Annotated in this window: 17 protein-coding genes; all 17 read right to left on the bottom strand. The window is 63.7% G+C overall.

The annotated features are described in order from the left end of the window. Positions 1-5 precede the first annotated feature (5 nt). The 17 genes from ACZ5TH_RS01410 to ACZ5TH_RS01330 all read right to left on the bottom strand — a co-directional run bounded on the left by ACZ5TH_RS01410 (position 6) and on the right by ACZ5TH_RS01330 (position 20,608). On the bottom strand, positions 6-1,679 hold the full coding sequence (locus ACZ5TH_RS01410) for a tetratricopeptide repeat protein (protein WP_464794344.1): 1,674 nt from the start codon (positions 1,677-1,679) through the stop codon (positions 6-8). 120 nt (positions 1,680-1,799) lie between these two features. Next, positions 1,800-3,260, bottom strand: a complete 1,461-nt coding sequence (ftsZ, locus tag ACZ5TH_RS01405; RefSeq protein WP_460987573.1) for a cell division protein FtsZ — start codon at positions 3,258-3,260, stop codon at positions 1,800-1,802. Between the two features lie 110 nt (positions 3,261-3,370). Next, the gene (ftsA, locus tag ACZ5TH_RS01400; protein WP_464794343.1) at positions 3,371-4,657 is read right to left on the bottom strand and encodes a cell division protein FtsA; all 1,287 of its coding nucleotides are present in this window, start codon (positions 4,655-4,657) and stop codon (positions 3,371-3,373) included. Positions 4,658-4,662: 5 nt separating this feature from the next. Further along, a complete protein-coding gene (locus tag ACZ5TH_RS01395; protein ID WP_460987571.1) occupies positions 4,663-5,601 on the bottom strand; it encodes a cell division protein FtsQ/DivIB in 939 nt (312 codons plus the stop codon). Continuing rightward, complete coding sequence (locus ACZ5TH_RS01390; RefSeq protein WP_196225454.1) at positions 5,594-6,553, bottom strand: D-alanine--D-alanine ligase; 960 nt, start codon at positions 6,551-6,553, stop codon at positions 5,594-5,596. Before ACZ5TH_RS01390 ends, ACZ5TH_RS01395 begins: the two co-directional genes overlap by 8 nt. Before the next feature lie 136 nt (positions 6,554-6,689). Then, a complete protein-coding gene (gene murB / locus ACZ5TH_RS01385; protein WP_464795032.1) occupies positions 6,690-7,580 on the bottom strand; it encodes a UDP-N-acetylmuramate dehydrogenase in 891 nt (296 codons plus the stop codon). A gap of 46 nt (positions 7,581-7,626) precedes the next feature. Next, complete coding sequence (gene murC, locus ACZ5TH_RS01380) at positions 7,627-9,048, bottom strand: UDP-N-acetylmuramate--L-alanine ligase (protein ID WP_464794342.1); 1,422 nt, start codon at positions 9,046-9,048, stop codon at positions 7,627-7,629. Between the two features lie 121 nt (positions 9,049-9,169). Next, a complete protein-coding gene (murG, locus tag ACZ5TH_RS01375) occupies positions 9,170-10,336 on the bottom strand; it encodes an undecaprenyldiphospho-muramoylpentapeptide beta-N-acetylglucosaminyltransferase (RefSeq protein WP_464794341.1) in 1,167 nt (388 codons plus the stop codon). Continuing rightward, entirely contained in the window at positions 10,333-11,535 is a 1,203-nt protein-coding gene (ftsW, locus tag ACZ5TH_RS01370) for a putative lipid II flippase FtsW (protein WP_464771937.1), read from the bottom strand. The genes murG and ftsW overlap by 4 nt, the downstream gene beginning before the upstream one ends. A gap of 33 nt (positions 11,536-11,568) precedes the next feature. Further along, the gene (gene murD, locus ACZ5TH_RS01365) at positions 11,569-12,891 is read right to left on the bottom strand and encodes a UDP-N-acetylmuramoyl-L-alanine--D-glutamate ligase (RefSeq protein ID WP_464794340.1); all 1,323 of its coding nucleotides are present in this window, start codon (positions 12,889-12,891) and stop codon (positions 11,569-11,571) included. Positions 12,892-12,896: 5 nt separating this feature from the next. Further along, complete coding sequence (mraY, locus tag ACZ5TH_RS01360; RefSeq protein WP_464794339.1) at positions 12,897-13,970, bottom strand: phospho-N-acetylmuramoyl-pentapeptide-transferase; 1,074 nt, start codon at positions 13,968-13,970, stop codon at positions 12,897-12,899. Continuing rightward, positions 13,970-15,349 carry a UDP-N-acetylmuramoyl-tripeptide--D-alanyl-D-alanine ligase gene (locus ACZ5TH_RS01355; RefSeq protein ID WP_464794338.1) on the bottom strand — a complete coding sequence of 460 codons (1,380 nt, stop codon included), beginning with the start codon at positions 15,347-15,349 and terminating at the stop codon, positions 13,970-13,972. Before ACZ5TH_RS01355 ends, mraY begins: the two co-directional genes overlap by 1 nt. Next, entirely contained in the window at positions 15,346-16,788 is a 1,443-nt protein-coding gene (locus ACZ5TH_RS01350) for a UDP-N-acetylmuramoyl-L-alanyl-D-glutamate--2,6-diaminopimelate ligase (RefSeq protein WP_464794337.1), read from the bottom strand. Before ACZ5TH_RS01350 ends, ACZ5TH_RS01355 begins: the two co-directional genes overlap by 4 nt. Before the next feature lies 1 nt (position 16,789). Further along, positions 16,790-18,502 (bottom strand): peptidoglycan D,D-transpeptidase FtsI family protein, encoded by a 1,713-nt coding sequence (locus ACZ5TH_RS01345; protein ID WP_464794336.1) that lies wholly within the window; start codon positions 18,500-18,502, stop codon positions 16,790-16,792. Next, a complete protein-coding gene (locus ACZ5TH_RS01340) occupies positions 18,502-19,152 on the bottom strand; it encodes a colicin transporter (protein ID WP_464794335.1) in 651 nt (216 codons plus the stop codon). Before ACZ5TH_RS01340 ends, ACZ5TH_RS01345 begins: the two co-directional genes overlap by 1 nt. Further along, the gene (rsmH, locus tag ACZ5TH_RS01335) at positions 19,149-20,114 is read right to left on the bottom strand and encodes a 16S rRNA (cytosine(1402)-N(4))-methyltransferase RsmH (protein ID WP_464794334.1); all 966 of its coding nucleotides are present in this window, start codon (positions 20,112-20,114) and stop codon (positions 19,149-19,151) included. Before rsmH ends, ACZ5TH_RS01340 begins: the two co-directional genes overlap by 4 nt. Next, positions 20,111-20,608, bottom strand: a complete 498-nt coding sequence (locus tag ACZ5TH_RS01330; RefSeq protein ID WP_460987560.1) for a division/cell wall cluster transcriptional repressor MraZ — start codon at positions 20,606-20,608, stop codon at positions 20,111-20,113. The genes rsmH and ACZ5TH_RS01330 overlap by 4 nt, the downstream gene beginning before the upstream one ends. Positions 20,609-20,800 lie beyond the last annotated feature (192 nt).

The following is a 20,800-nucleotide window of genomic DNA, read 5'->3' as shown; positions in this document are numbered from 1 at the left end:
CGCCCTTACTTGCCTCCGAGCTGTTCGACCACCTCGCCCGCGTCGCTTTGCCAGGCGAAGGCATCGGCACCGGCGGACTTCAGCTTCGCTTCCACCGTCTTGGCGCGCGTGAAGCTGGCGAAGGGACCGATCAGCAGACGGTTGGTACGACCCCAGCTGGCGACCCAGCCGTCCTGCGGCGCAACAGCGTCATATTTCCGGCGAAGAGCTTTGAGCGTGAAGCCCAGTGCATTGCGGTTGGCACCCGTGCCGATCTGCACCCAGTTGCGCGACGGATTGGCGGCGAGCCGCGCCTTTTCCTCGGCGGCCTTCTTCGCCTTGGCGTCAGCTTCGGCTTTCGCTTTGGCCTTGGCTGCTGCGTCGGCCTTTTCCTTGGCCGTCGTGGCCGCCTTTTTCGCCTTGTCCGCGGCGGCTTGGCGTTCGGCGCGGCGGGCGGCCTGAAGCGCTTCGATCTCGGACAGATCGACAGCGGCTACGCTCGGCTGGCGTTCGGATTCGGGGACGTCGATGGCGTGGATGATGTCGGCCAACGTCCGGGTCGCTTGCGGATCGGGCTGCTGACGCTGGACGGGGGGGGCAGCGGCCTGCTGCGAAGCTGGAACGGTCGCTTGCGCTGGGGCGCTAGGCTGGCTGTGAGACGCGGGTGACGGAGCTGCCGGGCGCGGGGCGGGATCCGGGATGGGCGCGGGCGGACCCTGTACCTGCGCGGCGCGTGTTTCAGTTGAGGTCTGCGCGAACGTAGAGGGCGCGGGGCTGGCAGGAACTGGACGGGCGGATGGCGCTGGCGTGGCTGCTATCGAAGGTCGGCTTGGCTGTGGCAGTTGCGGGCGCGCCGCCGGGATGGCGGGCTGCGCGGGGGCCGGGGGTGCTACCTGAGCTGGAGCCGGGGCCACCGTCGGCGCGGAAGGCCGGGGCGTCGCAGCCGCTAGCGACGTCCCCACATTGGTCGGGAAGTGACCGAAATGCACCGCCGCCGCTTTCTGCGCCGGGGTGAGATAGGGCATCTTCTCCATATAGGGCGCCAAGGCTGCGGCAAGTTGCGCGGGCAGCGTCTGGCTGGCGATCTTTCGCGCCTCGGCCTGCTTGTTGTTCATCGCCAGGATGAACGCGCGGTATCGCCACGCGGCGCGATCACTCTTGTACAGGAGGGGCTGGAGCGCCTTTTCGGCCGCATCGACCTGACCCGAAATCCCCAGCGACGCGGCATAGCGATAGGTTAGTTCGGCATCATCCGGCGCGCGCTTGAGGGCCGCTTGATAATCCCGCTGCGCACCGGCCTGATCTCCGGTCATGTCCCGCGCAAGGCCACGGTCCGCCAACAGCGTTGCCTCGCCGTAGCCGAGACGGGTAGCCTGATCGAACAAGCGCAAGGCCTCGGCAGGATTTTGCGCCTTGAGCGCGACCCGGCCAAGCCCGGCCTTCACTCGCCCATTGTTGGGCTGGATCGCATCGGCACGCGAGAAGAAGCCAGCCGCCGCCCGCATGTCATCCATCTCGATCGCAGCATCACCCGCTCCGACCAGCGCATCGACGTCGCGCGGATTGGACGCGAGGCGAGACAGGTTCCGGCTGAGATTTTCAGCGCCTGACGGCCTGATCGACTGGATCTGAGCGGGCTGTGCCTGGGCGGTTCCTGTCAGGAGCAGGCCACCAAGGATCCATAAAGCTGAGCGTTTCACACTAGCCCTTTACCGGATCGATGCGTGAATGGGAAATTTACCGCAAAATAAAGCGCGCCCGGCCGCCCGATGCAGTCGATGGCGCGCTCTAAAACATAAAACAGCCTGTGGATCGCCGTCTTATTGATTGCTTTGACGGTTGAGGAACCGCGGTATGTCGGGCGTCGATCCGGCATCGTCGCTCACTCCGGCATTCTTGTCGGAACCTCGCGTGAGACCGGCCATACGTTCAAACAGGGTCCCACCAGAAGCGGCGCGCGGCGCAGCCTGAGGCGCGGGAGCGGGAGCCGGTGCAGGCTGTGCTTCAACTTCCTCTGCGCCGAGCAGCAGTTCATCCTGCGTCGGGTCCTCATCCGAAAACACGGCAGCAGGACGCGCGGAGGCAGCCGCCGGGGTGGGCCGGGGCGCTGCGGCGGCCCGTTCCTCGACCGGGGCTACAATCGGCGCGGGTTCGGGGGCGGCAGGCACATCGAGTTCGAGCGTTTCGGGCTCGGATTCGGGGGCTGAAGCCGGAGCAGGCTGCGGGGCCGGACGCGATGCTGCGGCGGGAACCGCAACGGCGGGGCGGCTGGCAAAGCTGAACGGCTGGGTCAGCGGCGCCGCGCCACCAGTAGCCTCGCTATCGATGCCGGTGGCGACAACCGAAACGCGGATCTTGCCATTGAGGCCGTCATTGAAGGCCGAACCCCAGATGATGTTCGCATCCGGATCAACCAGTTCGCGAATATGGTTCGCGGCTTCGTCAACTTCCATCAGACGCATGTCGTCGCCGCCTACGATGGAAACGATGACCCCCTTCGCGCCGCGCATCGACACGCCGTCGAGTAGCGGGTTGGCGATCGCCTTTTCCGCCGCCTGAAGTGCACGGCCGTCGCCTTCGGCTTCGCCAGTACCCATCATCGCCTTGCCCATCTCGCCCATCACCGAACGGACGTCGGCAAAGTCGAGGTTGATGAGGCCCGGCATGACCATGAGGTCGGTGATGCCACGAACGCCCTGCTGCAACACCTCGTCAGCCATCTGGAAGGCTTCCTTGAAGGTGGTGTTCGGGTTCGCGATCAAGAACAGGTTCTGGTTCGGGATGACGATGAGGGTATCGACATGCTTTTGCAGTTCCTCGATGCCACTCTCAGCCGACTTCATGCGGCGATTGCCCTCGAAGGTGAAGGGCTTGGTCACCACGCCGACGGTCAGGATGCCCTTGTCGCGCGCCGCCTTGGCGATGACGGGCGCAGCGCCGGTTCCGGTGCCGCCGCCCATGCCAGCGGCGATAAAGCACATATGCGCGCCGTTCAGCGCCTCTTCGACCGAGACAATGGTTTCCTCAGCCGCCGCTTTGCCGATTTCCGGACGCGAACCTGCGCCCAGACCCTCGGTGATCTGCGGGCCAAGCTGAATGCGGCGCTCGGCGGGCGAGGCGTTCAGCGCCTGCGCGTCGGTGTTGGCGACGATGAAATCCACGCCCTCAACCGACGCGGCGATCATGTTCGCGATGGCGTTGCCGCCCGCGCCGCCTACGCCGATCACCGCGATGCGAGGCTTCAACTCGTCCACATGCGGTGGGCTGATCTCAATGCTCATAAATTCTAGCTCCCTCCAGCTTCGGCGACATGAGCGAAACTGTCATCGAAAGTTAATGCAACAGAAAACAGCGTATTTCACTAGCAAAGTTCGTCTGGCTTTAGATTTATTCAATAGTTTGTCTTCATCGCCCGCACCATCCGCTGCCACCATAGCGGCGCGTTGATACGATGAACGGTCTGGGGCGCAGGCGCTATCGTTCTAAGATCAACCGGGTTCGATGCGCCGTAAAGCGCCAGACCGGCCAGCGTTGCGAAGGCAGGACCGCTATGTGCTTCGGGCAGCGCAGCCAATCCACGCGGCCTGCCGATCCGGACAGCCCGGCCGAGCGCACCCTGCGCATAGTCGGCGATGCCCTTCATTTCCGCGCCGCCGCCGGTCAACACGACCTGACGCCCTGTCGGCGTATTGAAGCCCATGCCCGCGAGCGCGGCGTTGACCTCCGTCATCAACTGGTTCAGCCGTTCGCAGATGACGGCGACCAGCGCGGCGCGGGTGATCTTGCCGCCGTCCGCATTGGGACCAGCGCTCTGCCCCGGCACGGCGACATCACCGTGGGGCGCCGCGATCTCAATCATCTCGCGGAAATCACGGCGGTTCTGCATCGCCGAACCGTAGAAACATTTGATCCGCTCGGCCTGGCTGCGGCGGATGCCAAAGGCTGAGGCGATGTCGTCGGTAATGTCTGAGGCGCCAATTGGGATGCTGTGCAGCCCAACCAGCATGCCGCCCGCATAAAGCGAGACATTGGTCACGCCCGCGCCCAGTTCCACCAGCGCGACGCCCAGGTCTCTTTCCTCCTCGGAAAGGCAGGCAAGGCCGGTCGCGATTGGCGAAGCGACAATCGAATTGACGTTGAGATAGGCCCCACGCACGCACAGGTCGAGATTGGCGAGCGGCGCGCCGTCCGCCAGCACGACATGGATATCAACGCCCAACAGGTCCGCATGCATGCCGAGCGGCTTTTTCACGGGCACCTTGCCATTGATCGTGAAGCATGTGGGCTGGGCATGAAGGACGACCCGCCCATCGGGATCGATACCCTGCTGGCCCGTCGCAAGCAGATCATCGATGTCGGGCTGCTCGACGCGATAGCCGCCCATGTCGCGCTCGACAGTGACAACGTCGCTGACGAGGCTCCCGCCAGAGAAGCTGACCCACACATCCTCGATATTGGTGCCGGCGACGCGCTCTGCCTGCTCGACCGTTTCACGCACTGCCAGTTCGGTGCGCTCCATGTCGGCTATAAAGCCCCGGCGGACGCCACGGCTTTCCCGTTGGCCCGTGCCCAAAATGGCCAATTCACCCGTTTCGGTCCGGCCAGCGATGAGCGCAGAAACCTTCCACGATCCAATGTCGATCGCGGTGACGAGTTTGTCGACCTTGGGCTGGGCCATGCGCGTCAGCCTTCCTCGCCCTGAGGCGCGGCGGGAGCATTGACTTCGGCTTTATCGCTCACCTGGTTCTGCGGCAGACGCAGGATGAAGCGATCCGGGTCGCGCATGTCGAACTTCACGATGCCTCGACCCAGCAGGCGGTTAACGCCGTCCATGCGCGCGAAATTGACGAGCGCGGTCGCAGAGGCCCTGTCTCCTTCCGGCAGCGAAAGGGTTTCGCCGGACTGAAAACGCAAATCCCAGCGGCGGTTCCCGACCCAGGTCGCACCGGCCAGCATGGGCTTCAGCGCGGGCGCATTTTCCATAAGCTTGTTGAGGCCCGCAGTCTGGCGATTGGCATCGGGGCCGACGACCAGCGGCAAGTCGGGCATCGCATCCGTAGACACCGATTGAAGCACCACGCCCTGGACGTCGATCAGGTGCAACTGCCCATCATGCTGCCACACAGCGACCGGATCGCGCTCCACGATATCGACCACCAGCGTGTCCGGCAGGCGCCGCGAAATGCGCGCGTCCTTGACCCAGCCGAGCTTCAGCATTTCGTCACGGACCTTGGGCAGGTCGAGCGACAGCATGGAGCGGTCCACCTGGCCCAGCGCGATATTATAGACCGGCAGCTCGTCCATTCGTTCGACGCCGCGCACTTCGACCTTCTGAACCTCAAAACCGGCATTGGCTGCAACCTCCGCCGCCTTCTGTCCGGCCATCGCTGGCACGCCCAGCAGCATGGCGATGCCACCGACGGCGGCGACGACGATGCCAACTATGGTCCAGCTCGCTATGCGTTGCAGCGTGTCTTCGCTGACTGGAAGTGCATGAAGCATGCGACCAAACCAGGAACGGCGTTTGCCCGGCTTGCCCCGGCCCGATCCATTACGGCCGCGAGGTCCACCCGCACCCGTCAGACGCGCCGTGCCTCCCCGCCGGATGCGTGCTTCAGCCATGCCCTGCCCCCTTAGCGCCCTGTTTCTGCATCAGCGCATCCTCGACAATACGCTCGACCAGCTCGGCATAGTCAATGCCCAGTTTCGCCGCCTGCTCCGGCACGAGGCTGAGCGGCGTCATGCCGGGCTGGGTGTTCACCTCCAGAAGGTAGAGCCCCTCTACCCCTTGTGTATCGTCCCAGCGGAAATCGGATCGCGAAGCGCCCTTGCAGCCCAGCAGTTGATGCGCGCGCAGGGCGATGGCCTTGCACGCTTCGCCGATGTCATTCGGAATTTCGGCCGGGCATACATGCTCGGTCATGCCGTCGGTATATTTGGCGTCGAAATCATAAAAGCCGCTCTTTGGACGGAGTTCCGTCACGAGCAGCGCTTCATCGCCCAGAACGGCGGTGGTTAGTTCCCGGCCCCGGATATAGGGTTCCGCAAGGAGCTGGTCGAAATGCTGCCAGGGGCCTTCCACATCACGGCCGATGGGCGATCCGTAATTGCCGTCCTGCGTCACGATGGCGACACCGACGGAGCTGCCTTCGTTGACGGGCTTCACCACATAGGGGCGCGGCAGGGGATCGGCTTCGAACAGGCTGGCACTGTCGACGATGTGACCGCCGGGCATGGGGATGCCTTGGGGGACCAGTGCCTGCTTGGTCAGTTGCTTGTCGATCGCGATGACCGAAGTGGCGAGACCCGAATGGGTGTAGGTCAGGCCCATCAGGTCCATCATGCCCTGCACCGTGCCATCCTCGCCCGGCACGCCATGAAGCGCGTTGAACACCACGTCCGCCTTGGTTTCGGCGAGACGGGCGGCGACATTGTGGTCCATGTCGATCCGCGTGACCTGATGCCCGCGCGATTCCAGCGCCTTTGCAACACCCTCGCCGCTCATCAGCGACACTGGGCGCTCGGCGGACCAGCCTCCCATCAGGACGGCGACATGCCAGGGGCCACGGGTCATTTGTAGAACTCCAGAACAGAAATATTCGTCATCTCAGCGAAAGCTGGGATCTCATGATGCGTGCCAGTGCAGGGAGATCCCAGCGTTGGCTGGCGCCGCCCTTCGGGTCGCTGGGATGACGGCAGGGTGAAGAGGATCACTTCTTCACCCCCACCCGCTGGATTTCCCATTCAAGCTCGACGCCGCTCTTTGCCTTCACCCGGCGGCGCACTTCCTCCCCCAGCGCCTCGATCTCCGCGCTGGTGGCATCGCCAAGGTTGAGGAGGAAGTTGGTATGCTTTTCCGAAACCTGCGCGCCACCCAATTGCAGTCCCCGGCAACCCGCCTCATCGACCAGAGCCCAGGCCTTGTGACCGTCCGGATTCTTGAAGGTCGATCCGCCGGTCTTGCTGCGGAGCGGCTGGCTTTCTTCGCGCGCTGCGGCGATGCGGTCCATTTCGGTCTGGATCGCGGCGGTTTCGCCAGGAACACCCCGGAACACGGCGCTTACCACCACCGCGCCTTCAGGCAGGCTACTGTGACGATAGGTATAGCCCAAGGCGTCAAGCGGCAGCGTCACCCGATCGCCGGAACGCAGCACTACGTCGCACTCGACCAGAATGTCGCAAGTCTCGCGCCCATAGGCGCCGCCATTCATTCGCACGAAACCGCCCACCGTGCCGGGGATCGAGCGCAGGAACTCAAGCCCCGCAATGCCCGCATCCCGCGCGGTCGAGGATACGAGGATGCCGGACGCCCCTCCCCCACAGCGGAGCGAGGTGGCGTCGATCTGCTCAACCTTCGCGAAGGGTTTGCCCAGACGCACGACGACGCCCGGAACGCCTCCGTCACGCACGATCAGGTTGGAGCCGAGGCCAAGCGCCATCACCGGGACGGCCGGATCGAGACCGGCAAGGAAGTCCGACAAATCATCGACATCCTTGGGCTCGAACAGCCACTGCGCCACGCCGCCCGCCTTGAACCAGACGAGCGGAGCCAACGGGGCATCAGCCTTCAGCGACCCGCGAACCGGAGGAAGGGGCGCCACTGTCGTGGTCAACCCAATGCCCCCAGAAGGAAGGTTTGAACTCGCATCAGGCAGCTTCTTTCGCCGCGACGGCTGCGGCCAAACCGGCCGCCCATTTGGTGATGTCACCCGCGCCAAGGCAGATGACCATGTCGTCAGCCTGAAGATCGTCAGCGATTACGCGGGCCAGATCGTCCGCGCCCTCGACCGTCGCAGCGTGGCGATGCCCCCGACGCTTCAGACCCGCGACCAACTCAGCGCTATCCACGCCTTGGATCGGCTGCTCGCCCGCCGGATAGACCGGGGCCGCATAGACGATGTCGGCGTCGTTGAACGCCTGCTGAAATTCATCCATCAGGTCGCGAAGGCGGGTATAGCGGTGCGGCTGTACCACCGCGATAACGCGGCCCTTGGCACCCTCGCGCGCGGCGGCCAGCACGGCCTTGATCTCGACCGGGTGGTGCCCATAATCGTCGATGACAGTCGCAACGCCCTGACCAGCCGGAATCTCGCCGACCTTGGTGAAGCGGCGCTTCACTCCGCCGAATTTGGCGAAACCCGTCTGGATCGTCGCGTCGTCGATGCCCATTTGCAGCGCCACGCCGATCGCCGCCATGGCGTTCAGCACATTATGGCGGCCGGGCATCGGCATTTCGATCCCTTCGATTCGGCGGAGCGAACCGTCACGTTCGCGGATCTGCACATCGAAGCGGTTGCCGCCGGGGATCGGCTGCACATTCTCGCCGCGAATATCGGCCTGCGCCGAGAAACCATAGGTGACGATGCGCCGGTCCTGCACGCGCGGCAGGATCGCCTGCACCTCCGGATGGTCGAGGCAGAGCATCGCCGCGCCGTAAAAGGGCACATTTTCGACAAACTCGACGAAGGCGTCCTTCACCTTGTCGAAGCTGCCATAATGGTCGAGATGCTCGGGATCGATGTTGGTGACGACCGCCAGCGTGCCGTCGAGGCGCAGGAAGCTGCCGTCGCTTTCGTCGGCCTCGACCACCATCCAGTCGCTCTTGCCGAGGCGAGCGTTGGAGCCATAGCTGTTGATGATGCCCCCGTTGATGACGGTCGGGTCCACCCCGCCAGCGTCGAGCAGTGCCGCGACCATTGAGGTGGTCGTGGTCTTGCCATGCGTGCCCGCGACCGCGACGGTGGATTTGAGCCGCATCAGCTCCGCCAGCATTTCCGCGCGGCGGATGACGGGGACGCGCTTTTCCAGCGCCAGATCGACTTCAGGATTGCCCTTCTTGATCGCGGTGGAGGTCACGACAACGGCGGCATCGCCCAGATTTTCGGCCTTGTGACCGATCATCACGTCGATGCCCTTCTTGCGCAGCCCTTCGACGACATAGCCTTCCGCTACGTCGGACCCTTGAACCTTGTAACCCAGATTGTGCATCACCTCGGCGATACCGGACATGCCGATGCCGCCAATGCCGATGAAATGGATCGTGCCGATGTCGGTGCCGACACCCTTCATGCGCGGGATTCCTTGTACAAACATCCGTTCGCCCTGAGCTTGTCGAAGGCCTTCACTTCTTCCTTAAAGGAAGAAAAGGGGTTCGACAGGCTCAGCCCGAACGGGAAGAGGTGGGTACTCGTCATGCAGGGACGCCCTGCAAATTCAGGCTGGTCGGGACGGGACCGACCTTCAGGGGATCGTTCATGATCGGCGCGGGGCCGATGCTTTCCAGCAGGTCGGCCATGTCACGCGCCGCATGGGGACGGCCGCAGGCACGAGCGCGCTTGGCTGCGTTCTGAAGCGCGCCGGGCTCCATCGCCATCTTTTGCATCTGCTTGGCGAGCTCCACGGCGGTGAAGCGCGACTGCGGGATAGTCCGCGCGCCACCCGCCTCGGTCATCTCGCGTGCATTGACCGTCTGATGATCATCCATCGCACTCGGCAGCGGGACAAGGATCGCGGGACGCCCCGCGCAGGTCAATTCCGCCAGCGTCGAAGCGCCTGCGCGCGCGATTACCAGATGCGACCAGCTGAGCTTTTCCGGCACATCGTTGAAATAGGTCGCGAGGTCCGCCGGTATCTCAAGGTCGGCATAGAAGCGCCGAACCCGCTCGATATCCTCGGCCCGGCATTGCTGCGTCACCTGCAAACGACGGCGCAGGCTGAGCGGCAACATGCCAAGGCCGTCCGGCACAACCGACGAAAGGATGCTGGCGCCCTGACTGCCGCCAATCACGAGCACGCGGAATACGCTCTCGTCCGTCAGCGCCGGAAACTCCTCGTCCCGCAGTGCCTTCACTTCCTCGCGGACCGGATTTCCGACCAAATGGACCTTGCCCGCATATTTGTCGCGCAGGCGCTCGACCTTCGGGTAAGCCGTAGCAATCGCATCGACGCGGCGGGCGAGGAAACGGTTTACGCGGCCTAGCACGGCATTCTGTTCGTGGATGGCGGTCGGGATGCCATCCGCCAGCGCGCCCAACAGCGCAGGCATGGCGGGATAGCCGCCAAACCCGACGACAGCGGTGGGGCGGAAGGTCTCGTTGAGGCGGCGGGCCATGGCGCGGCCTGCAAGGATGGCCTTAAGCGCGCCCAGCCAGCTTTTCGGGTTTTTGGTCATGCGCCCGGCGGGCAGAACATGAACCTGCGCACGATCGAAGATCCCCGGGATCTTGGCGCCGCGCTCATCCGTGACCAACGCGACATGGTGGCCCCGCGCCATCAACTCTTCGGCCACAGCATGCGCCGGAATCATGTGACCGCCCGTCCCACCCGCGGCGAGGACGAAGTGACGGGAAATGCTCATCGACCACTCCATTTGACGACGGTATGCCGCCCCATGAAGGGATTGCGCCGTGTGAACGCAAGCAGCAGGCCGACCCCGATACAAAGGGCCAGCATAGAGGAGCCGCCATAGCTGATAAAGGGCAGCGTCATGCCCTTCGAAGGAAATATCTGGGCATTGACGCCCATGTTGATGATCGCCTGCAACCCGAACTGCGTTGTAAGTCCCGCTGCCGCCAGGATCGTGAAATTATCATCCTCGTCCAGCATGCGCAGCAGCACGCGGACAACGATCGCCAGGTAAACGCAGGCGATGCCGATGCAGGCGAGCAGTCCGAACTCTTCACCGATCACGGAAAAGATATAGTCGGTGTGCGCTTCGGGCAGGCGGAATTTCTCCTGGCCGCCCCCCGGCCCCACCCCTGTAAAACCGCCATGGGTGATCGTGCGAAACGCCAGCTCGGTCTGGTCCGGCCCCGTATCCTGCGCGACGCCGATGCCAAGGAAGTCATTGATGCGCTGACGGCCATTTTCGTAGAACATGTACATGGCGATCAGGCCAGCCAGCGCCACGCCAACCATCATGCCGATGAACCGCATCGACACACCGGACAGCAGCAACAGGCATCCCCAGCAGGCAAGGAAGATGACCGTCTGGCCAAAGTCCGGCTGCTTCATCAGGATCGCCGCGATCAACAGCGTCAACACGCCGGTCAGCGGAATGACCGGCAGCGACATGTCCTTGCCCCGCAGCGAAAGCAGCCAGGCCATGGAGACGACATAGACAGGCTTCAGGAATTCCGAGGGCTGGAAACGGAATCCGGGCAGGTCGATCCAGCGCCGCGCGCCGTTAACGGTTGATCCGAGGACCGGCACGCACAGCAGCATCACGATGAAGAAGGCCGTCATGAACATGGCCAACCGCCGGGCCTGCTGACGGGGCAACATCGATATGACCAGCATGATCGGCAGGCCGATGAAGACCCACATAAGCTGGCGATAGAAATAGATGAGCGGCGTGACGGATACGCTGCTGGTCGAACGGTCGATCGCCGCCACGGGCGAAGCAGCCGCGACGGCAACCAGACCGATCGCCATCAGCGCAACGATGAGCGAGAGGAGAACGCGATCGATCTCCCAGAACCAGATGGCCAGGGCCGTGCGCTCGCGCGGAACGGTGCGGTTCTTGAATCCCTTCACCAGTTCGCCTGCCCTGAACATTATAATCGCCCCTTCTGCGCCCCTGCGCCGCCCTTAGCCGTCCAGGCCCCCTTCTTCCAGCGCCGCGACGGCCGCGACGAAGGCATCGCCTCGCGCCTCGAAATCCCGGAATTGGTCGAAACTGGCACAGGCTGGCGAAAGCAGCACGACATCGCCCGGCTGTGCTACACGCGCCGCGCGGCGAACGGCGGCCGATAGCATCTCGCTATCATCCACCGCCATATGATCTTTGAGCAGATCGGCGAACATATGACCCGCTTCGCCGATCGTGTAAGCGGCAGCGACATTGCCGAACCATGGCGCGCATTCGTCCAGATTGTCTGTCTTTGCCAGACCTCCGACAATCCAGTGCAGCCGCGGGCGGCCATCGAGGGGCGGATAGGCTGCGAGCGCGGGCGCCGTCGAGGCGGGGTTGGTCGCCTTGCTGTCGTTGACGTAGAGTACGCCGTTCAGTTCCTTCACGCGCTGCATCCGGTGGGGCAGGCTGGCATAGCTTTGCAGCGCGGCCTCGATCGTCGCTTCATCGATGCCCAGCGCGCGCCCGACGGCGAGGGCTATCGCTGCGTTCTGCGCGTTGTGCGGCCCCTGAAGCGACGGCCAGTTCGCCTGGGCGGCGGGATCGATGTCCCCAGCCTTCACCTCTACCCGCCGAGCGCCCGGCTGAGCCGCGATGGATCGGCTCGGTTCATCCTCCGTCGCGATCACCGCGACATGGTCGGGCGACTGCATGCCGAACAACCGCGCCTTGGACGCGACATAGCCTTCAAAGCCATTATAGCGATCGAGATGATCCGGCGTGATATTGAGTAGCACGGCAACATCGCAGTCCAGGCTCTGCGTCAGGTCAATCTGATAGCTCGACAGTTCCAGCACATAGATGCCGCCTTCGGGGAGCGGCTCCTGCCCCAAAATGGGCAGGCCGATATTCCCGCCCATCCGGGTCGGAATGCCTGCTGCTTCTATGATGTGGTGAACGAGCGCCGTCGTGGTCGACTTGCCGTTGGTGCCGGTAATGCCGACCACCCGGTGGGCGGGCAGGGTCGGCCGAGCAAGCGCGAAAAGTTCGATGTCGCCGATGACGGGCACGCCCGCGAGCTTGGCATGCATGGCGATCGGATGCTTGTTGATCGGCACGCCGGGAGAAACGACAACGCCGTCAAAGCCAGCCAGATCAATTTCCAGCGGGTCGGCCAGTTCGGCCTTGTCCGCGACGGCCGCGCGCGCTTCGTCCCGATTGTCCCAGGCGACGACGCGCGCACCGCTGGCCACAAGCGCCTCTACAGTTGCCAGTCCAGACCGGGCCAGGCCAAGAACCGCATAGGTTTTGCCAGCAAAGGCGGAGGAGGTAAGGGTCATCGCGCTCACCGCAGCTTCAGCGTGGCGAGACCGGCAAGGGCCAGCACAAAGGAGATGATCCAGAAGCGGATCACGACCGTCGGTTCGGCCCAGCCCAACTGCTCGAAATGATGGTGGATCGGCGCCATCTTGAACACACGCTTGCCCGTGCGCTTGTAGAAGAAGACCTGGATGATCACGCTCATCGCCTCGATCACAAACAGTCCGCCGATAACGCCCAGCACGATTTCATGATGCGCGGTCACCGCGATCACGCCGATGGTGCCGCCCAGCGCGAGGCTGCCGGTATCGCCCATAAAGACGGCGGCGGGAGGGGCGTTGAACCAGAGGAAGGCTAGGCCCGCGCCAATGATCGCACCGCACAATATGGTGAGATTGCCCGCGCCCGGCACATGCGGGATGCCAAGATAGGCCGCAAAGTCCGCGCGGCCGACCAGATAGACGATCGCCATGAACGCCATGCAGGCGATGATCACCGGCATGGTCGCAAGGCCATCGAGACCATCGGTCAGGTTCACAGCGTTGCCGAACGCCACGATCACGAAGGCGGCGAAGAGGAAGTAGAAGGGGCCAAGCTCGATCGCCGGGCCATTGTAGAAAGGCAGATAGAGCGCCGTATTGCCATGCTGGTTGACGATCAACCAGGCCGCTATGCCAGCAATCAGGAATTCGAACGCCAGACGCATCTTGCCCGACAGCCCCTTGTGGCTGGCCTTCGTCACCTTGTCATAATCGTCCAGAAAACCGATCGCGCCAAAACCCAGCGTTACGAACAGGCATGCCCAGACGTAGATGGACGACAGATCCATCCAGAGCAGCACCGATGTGATCATGGAGGTGAGGATCATCAGTCCGCCCATGGTCGGCGTGCCGCGCTTTGCCAGATGAGTCTGCGGACCATCATCACGGATCGGCTGACCCTTGCCCTGCCGCACCCGAAGCCAACCGATGAAGCGCGGACCCAGCACAAGGCCGATGACGAAGGCCGTCGCGATCGTCGCGCCCGCGCGGAAGCTAAGATAGCGGATGAGGTTGAAGACCCCCGCGAAATCCATGGTCTGGGCGAGCCAGTAGAGCATCAGTTCCTATGTTCCCCAAGCGCGGCGACCAGGTGCGACAGGCCGATGCCGTTCGAGCCCTTGACCAATATGGCGTCGCCAGCGCGCATTTCCGTCCGAATAAGATTGGTGGCGGCCGCCGTATCCGGCACATGATCAAAGGCCAACTGCTGACCGTGCAGCGCCTCGGCCAGCGGTTTCATTTCATCGCCCACCAGAATGGCGTAGTCGACCTGACCGGCGGCAAGGGACTCGGCAAGTCCGGCATGGAGTTCGTGGCTGCGATCGCCCAATTCCCGCATGCCGCCCAACACGGCGATGCGGCGGCTCGCATTTTCCCTGCCCAACTGCTTGAGCGTGGCGGCCATGCTCAGCGGATTGGCATTGTAGCTTTCATCGATCAGCAGCGCTTCGCCGCCAGCGACCGCGACAGACCGCCGCTCGCCACGGCCCGGCAGGCCCGGCATTTCAGCGAGCGCCAGACCCGCAGCAGCCAGATCGCCGCCCAATGCTTCGACCGCCGCCAGCACGGCCAGCGCGTTGGAAACCCAATGTTCGCCGGGTGCGCCCACCGTGAAGCAAAGTTCGGCGCTGGGCAGCGTAGCCGTCACCAATGTGCCACCGTTCGCCGCTGGCACCATGTCGCGGGCTCGCACATCGGCCTCTTCGTCGAAACCGAAGGTCAGGATCCGCGCAGCATGCTGTTCTGCCTTTGCGTAGAGCGTCGCGACATGCGGGCTGTCATAGGGGATGACCGCCGTGCCGTCGGGCTCAAGCCCTTCGAATATCTCCGCCTTGGCCTGCGCGATCTTCTCTTCGGTGCCGAAAAATTCGATGTGCGCCGGGGCGATTGCGGTCACGATGGCGACATGCGGCCGCACCTGCCGCGTCAGCTGCGCCAGTTCACCGGCATGGTTCATGCCCATTTCGAACACGCCAAAGGCCGACGCACGGGGCATGCGCGACAGGCTGAGCGGCACGCCGACATGATTATTGTAACTCTTGACCGACCGATGCACCTGACCCGGGCAGATGCGGTCCAGAGCCTGAAACAAGGCTTCCTTGGTGCCCGTCTTGCCGACTGACCCCGTGACCCCGATCACCTTGCCCTGCATGCGCGCGCGGGAAGCGCGGCCCAGCGCTTCCAGCGCAGCAGCACTGTCGGGAACCAATATATGAGGTTGAGGAACAGGTTCGCTGACGATCGCGCCAGCGGCGCCCTGACCGAAAGCTTTGTCGATGAAATGATGGCCGTCCGTCGTCTCGCCCTTCATCGCGACAAACAGGTCACCGTTGGTCACCTCGCGGCTATCGAAGGCGACGCCCGAAACGGCGAAGGGTGCCGAAGCGGCACCCCCTGTAGCCTGCGCTATTTCCTCGGAAGTCCAAAGCTCGCTCACCCAGCGCACTCCCGGGCAACAGTGACATCGTCGAACGGCAACACCCGATCGCCGATGATCTGCCCCTGTTCATGCCCCTTGCCCGCGAGCAGCACGATATCATCCCCACCGGCCCGCGCAATGGCTGCGGCGATCGCGGCGCGGCGACCACCGATCTCCTCCGCGCCCGACGCCCCCGCCATGACGGCGGCGCGAATTGCGGACGGGTCCTCTGATCGGGGATTATCGTCCGTGACGATGACATGATCCGCCAACTCTGCGGCGACTTTGCCCATCTGCGGACGCTTGCCAGCATCGCGATCGCCGCCAGCGCCGAACAGCGCGATCAGCTTACCGCGCGTATGGGGGCGCAGCGCTTCGATCGCGGCGCGCAGTCCATCGGGCGTATGCGCATAATCGACATATACGGGGGCGCCCGCCTTGGTGATCACCGCCCGCTCCAGGCGACCGCGCACCGGCTGAACCCGGCTCAACAGTTCCAGAACCTTCGCCACATCCTCGCCGCCTGCGATGACGAGCCCAGCGGCAGTCAAGGCGTTCGCGGCCTGATAGGCGCCGATCAGCGGCAGATTGATCTTGTAGAGCTTACCCTTGGCCTCGACCTCCAGCGTCTGGCCCAACTGGGTCGGGGTGCGGTTGGCAAGGCGCAAAGCCTGCCCCTGCACCCCGACGCTCAGCACACGAAGCCCCCGCTTCGTAGCTCGCTGGATAACCTTGTCGGACCATGCGTCATCGGCCCAGACTACGGCCGCGCCGTCGGGCGCGACCACCTCATCGAACAGCCGCATCTTGGCGTCGAAATAGCTGTCCATGTCGCCATGATAATCGAGATGGTCGCGCGACAGGTTGGTGAAGGCGGCGGCCGACACCGGCAGTCCTTCCGTCCGATATTGCGCAAGGCCATGGCTCGACGCTTCGAACGCTGCGTGGGTAATGCCCTCGCGCTTCAGGCCCGACATGTTGGATAGAAAGGTGACGATGTCCGGCGTCGTCAGCCCCGTCGACACCTGATCGACGGAAGTGGTGACGCCCAGTGTGCCGATCGAAGCGGAATGATGGCCCAGCATCCGCCATAGCTGGCGGGCCAGTTCCACGGTCGACGTCTTTCCGTTGGTGCCGGTGACAGCAACGGTCACTTCGGGGAACGGCGCGAAATATCGGGCGGCGAGCAAGGCGAAAAGACGGCGGGGATTGTCATGGGCGATATGGACCGCCCCCTCCACCTTCGCCTCCGGCCGCGCGACGACCGCAACAGCGCCCGCGCGCACGGCGTCGGCAATAAAATCCTCGCCATTCACCCGCAGTCCCTGGAAGGCGCCAAAGACCGTGCCCGGCGCAACCTTCCGGTTATCGATCGCGAAGCCCGACACCGAGGCGTCCAGCGGCGCCCCCGTGTCGAGCTTCACATCCAGCCCCTCGATAAGCGACCCGAGGCGCATCTCAATCCTTGTCCTTGTCCTGCCCCAGCAGGGGCATGAGGTCGGAAATATCGACGTCCCGCCGTTCGTCGGGCAGCACACCCAGCATCGGGGCGGTACGTTCGATCACGCGCTTGACCACCGGCGCGGCCGTCCAGGCAGCCGTGCGCAGGCCGAAAGTCTGCGCGTTGCCCTTGGGCTCGTCCATCATCGTCAGCACGACGTAGCGGGGATTATCCATCGGAAATGCGGACGCGAAAGTCGTCACCAGTGAACTCTTATTGTACCGGCCTTCTTCAGGCTTCTCGGCGGAACCCGTCTTGCCGCCCACCCGGAATCCCTTGGCGTCGGCGCTGCGACCTGTACCTGCCGCGACGATCATCCGCAACAGCTGCCGCATCCGCGCGCTGGTGGCGGCGGAAAAGACGCGATGGCCTTCGGGCACTTCATTGGCGTGCAGCTTACGCAAGGTGGCGGGCCGCCAGATGCCGCCATTGACCAATGCCGCATAGGCGGCGGCAAGGTGCAGCGGCGTCACCGCGATACCATGACCATAGGACACGGTCATCGTCGTTATGCGGCCCCAATTATAAGGCCAGATGCTCTTGGCGCGTTCTTTCAGCTCGATGGGCGCCCGCTGGTCGAATTGCAGATTGCGGAACAGCTGCTGCATCGGCGCGGCGCCCATTTCATCGGCGATCCGTGCCGTTCCGATGTTGGAGCTGTGCACCAATATTTCCGGCACATTGATCCAACGGCCGAGCGCGTGGTCGTCCTTGATCTTGAACCCGGCCACCGCGAGCGGGGCGGTTGCGTCGTAGCGCTTCGCCATCGAAGTGACGACGCCGCGATCCATCGCCTCGCCGATCGACAACGGCTTGAAGGTCGAACCCAGTTCGTAGCGCGCCTGGACCATATGGTTGCAGAGCGGCGATTCGCTGCACTTCTTACCCGCGTAATTTTGCAGCTTATTGGGGTCGAACACAGGAATCGACGCCATCGCAATCACTTCCCCGGTGTTCGCATCCATGATGATGCCGCCTGCGCCCTTGGCATTTTGCGCTACCATCTGGGCGTAAAGCTCGCTCTCCAGCGCGCCCTGCACCCGGCTGTCGATCGAAATGGCAAAAGGCTGACCACGCAGCGCCGGATCGGTCAGCCGGTCATTGAACGCCGCCTCGACCCCCATGCCACCCTGCCCGTCGGCATTGGGCGCAAAGCCGAGGACATGCGCCGCCAGGCTGCGCTGGGGATACAGGCGTTCCTTCTCACGGGGAAATTCGATGCCGATCTCGCCCAGCGCATTCACCGCCGCAACTTCTTCCGGCAGCGCGCGGCGGCGCAGATAGGCCCAGCCCTTGCCGGTCAGCTTCTTGTAGAAAGCCGCTTCGGGCTCGTCGGGGAAAATTTCGTGCAGCTTGCGCGCAAGCTCGGCAGGCTCACCAATCAGCTTCGACGGGCGCACGGCAATCGAATAGGCATCCATCGTCCGGGCAAGGGGCACGCCATTACGATCGACAATGTCAGCGCGGGCGGGAAGCAGGCCCGAAACGGCGCCATCGCCGCTTGGGCCATGCGCGAAGATGCCCACCCAGGTGAGCCGCAAAATCACCACCGCCGTGATCGCCATGAACAGGATCAGCAGCAACATCAGCCGGTTGTGCGCAACCGCAGTCAGATCAACCCGCTGCTTGCCCGCCCTGGCGCCGCCCGGCTGAACGATGATCGTCGCCATCAGCGCGCGCCTTTCTTGCGTTCGCGCGCTGCCTTGGCGCTGATGTCGCCGATGGTGCTGTCGTCAAGCAGCTTGGCATCCAACATCGCCATCCGTTCCGCATGGCGAGCCACCGGATTGGGCTTCGACACGTCCGCATCGTCCTTCGCCTTTTCGGCAGCGGTCTTGGCGGTGGGCTTAGCAATCTTTTCGACATTGTCAGCCGCATGCGCTTCACGGATCACGGCGATATCGCTGCGGATTTGGGTGGCTGCGGGACTCGCCGGGGCGGCCTGCGGCGCAGATGGCAAGTCGGCAGGGCTTTCGACCATCGCCACCATCACCGGCGGCGCGACATAGTCGGGGCCGTTAGGCTGGATGCCATCCAGGTTCGCCAGCGCCCGCTCACCGCCCAGATATTGCTGCGCGGTCGGCGTCGCGTACATGAAATCATCCTGATTCCAGCGCTCCAGCTGCCGCATGCTCGCCCGCGCGCTGAATTCCGTTTCCAGATAACGGATGTCCGCTCGCGCCCGCGCGATCTGCATCTGCACCTTCATCAGCTCGTTGCGCTCGGTCGCGACTTTCAGCGATACGAGATAAGCACCAAGCGCACCAAGCGCGACGAGCAGGATCCAGATCAGGCTCTGCAACCTCTTCACCGCGATCATGGGCGGGCGCTCCTGGAAGAACTTGGCTGAGAAATGGACGCTGATGTACGAACGGCGCTGCGCAGGGTCGCGGAGCGCGCGCGCGGGTTGCGGGCTAACTCCGCCTCGCCGGGACGAATCGCTTTGGCCGGTTTGTGAAAGGTGGACTCAGCGACGGCCTTGCGTTCCGGCAGGTGGCGCGACCCCGCGCCTTCTCCGCCACTACGCTGGCGCAAGAACTGCTTGACGATACGGTCTTCCAGGCTGTGGAAAGTCACCACGGCCAATCGACCACCCTCTTCCAGCATCGCTTCCGCCGCTTCCAGCCCACGCTCCAATTCTTCCAGCTCGCGATTCACATGAATGCGGATCGCCTGGAAGGTGCGGGTTGCCGGGTCCTTCTTGTCGTGTGGCTTGTGGCCCAGCGCCCGGCGAACGACGCTGGCGAGTTGACCGGTGCGCTCCAACGGGCGAGCCTCCACGATCGCGCGGGCCACCCGGCGCGAACGCGGCTCTTCGCCATAGCGATAGAGGACGTCGGCAATCTCCTGCTCAGGGGCGTTGTTCAGGAAATCGGCGGCGCTCATCCCGTTCTGGCTCATCGTCATGGTGAGGGGGCCGTCCGCCTGAAAGGAAAAGCCGCGCTCCGGCCGGTCGAGCTGCATCGAAGACACGCCGATGTCGAGCGTCACGCCCGACACCGAACTAATGCCCCGATCGCCCAGCAACTGCTCCATGCGGGAAAATTCCCCGGCGATCAGGGTGATGCCCTTCTCCTTCGCCAGCGCCTCGCCTTCCCGGATGGCATCGGGATCGCGGTCGAAGGCAAAAACCTTCGCGCCCTGTGCCGCCATCGCACTGGAATAACCGCCCGCGCCGAACGTGCCATCAACATGAATCTCGCCGGGGTTGATGGCGAGGGCATGCAGCACTTCATTGAGCAGAACCGGGATGTGACGATCCAGATCGGCAGGAGAGATCACTTGCCGTCCCCCGCCGTCCGCTGGTCCAGCCAGCGGCGCACCTTGTTGCGGATCAATTCCGGACGATCCTTGCTGTCGACCAGCGTTTCCGGCTTCCAGATCTGGATGTAACGGCCCACGCCATAGAAGAAGACAGCATCGGTGATGCCATATTCATCCTTGATGTCCGGATGCATGGCGAAGCGGCCGCCGTCGTCGAAATTCACCTCCTCGATCGTGCCGAGTCGGCGTTCAAGTTCCAGGTCGGCATTATAGTCGCGGCCATGCGCCCGTGCTTCGCGAGCCAGTTCCTCGACTTCGGTGAACAGGAAGCGGCGATGCGATTCTCCAAAGCCCGTGGCGCAGGGGTTGTCGCCATGGACGGAGAGATAAAGCCGCGTTTCGCCAGCACTGGACAGCTTGACCTGCCGACGCATCTCCAGAGGCAGCACGAAACGGCCCTTGCCGTCCGCTACGCTGAACGCGTTGCCTGTAAAGAGAATGATTTCCGGCACGTGCGGACTGCTGCCCCTCTGTTCGCAAGGGCGCAGGCAGCCGCTCACCAACCCGCGTCATTGCGGCCCGGTGCGCAGGACTAGCAAAGCCTGACAAACCCCTATGCGAATTAGATACCAAGGGCCGGGGCACAAGAAAAGGGAAAAGTCGGGAGATTTTGGGAAATCCCGTTTTGTTCTGGTTCTATATCA

This window comes from Sphingobium sp. TomTYG73, from assembly GCF_055394245.1.
This window is presented reverse-complemented; position numbering and strand designations above follow the sequence as displayed.